The organism is Streptomyces sp. LS1784 (genome assembly GCF_020103755.1).
Classification (GTDB): domain Bacteria; phylum Actinomycetota; class Actinomycetes; order Streptomycetales; family Streptomycetaceae; genus Kitasatospora.
In genome coordinates this window covers 1-839 of record NZ_JAHSQD010001183.1, presented here as the reverse complement: position 1 = coordinate 839, position 839 = coordinate 1, and the positions used below count along the sequence as shown (strand labels likewise).

1 pseudogene is annotated in these 839 nt (G+C 79.3%); it reads left to right on the top strand.

What is annotated here, in order from left to right:
* Positions 1 to 839: pseudogene (locus tag KS423_RS46430) on the top strand (hypothetical protein); the annotation flags it as partial.

Sequence of the window (839 nt, the reverse complement as noted above, 5' to 3'; positions counted from 1 at the left end):
CGCCGCGCTGCCGCCCTCCGCCGCCCGGGCCGCCGAGCAACGGCTGCGCTACTGGGCCGGCGTCCTCGGCACGCCACCGATCCGGCACACCGTGCTGCACCCGGTCGGCGACCTCGCCGTCGACCTCGCCCTCGCCACCCTGCTGGCCGGCGGCACCGTCCACTGCGGCGACCCCGAGCAGCGGCCCGAGCAGCAGCTCGCCGCCGTCGCCGCCGACCGGACCACCCACCTCAGCCTGCCCTCCGCGCTGCTGTGGCGGCTCAGCCGACAGCCCGGCCTCGCCGCCCACGACCTCGGCGCGCTGCGCCTGGTCCTGCACATCGGCCCCGAGCCCCGGCAGGAGGACGTGTACGCCGCCGTCGACGCGCTCGGCGCCGTCCTCGCCCACGTCCGCGCCCCGGACAGCAACGCCGAGGCCGCCGACCGCCGGCTGCGCGCCGACGCCGAAAGCGCCTCGGCCGCCGCCTGGAAGCACAGCATCGGCGTCACCGCCGAACAGGTCCGCGACTTCGGCGCCCAGCTCGACCGGGCCGTGCTCGCCGCGCTGCTGCACACCCTCCAGCAGAGCGGCGTGCTCACCGACCCTGCGCGCGGCTACCCCGAGGCCGAGGTGCTGGCCGCCGCCATGGTCACCCCCGCCCAACGCCCCCGGGTCGTCCGCTGGCTGGACGCACTCGCCCGGCGCGGCCTGATCTCCCGTCAGGACGGCGGGGCCCAGGGCCCGGTCTTTCGCGGCGAGCCCGGGCCGGGCGCCGCCGAGGTCCGGGAGGCCTGGCGCCCGGCCGTCGAGACCTGGACGGACGGGCTCGGCCCGGCCGCCGCCCTGGACCGGGTCCGGC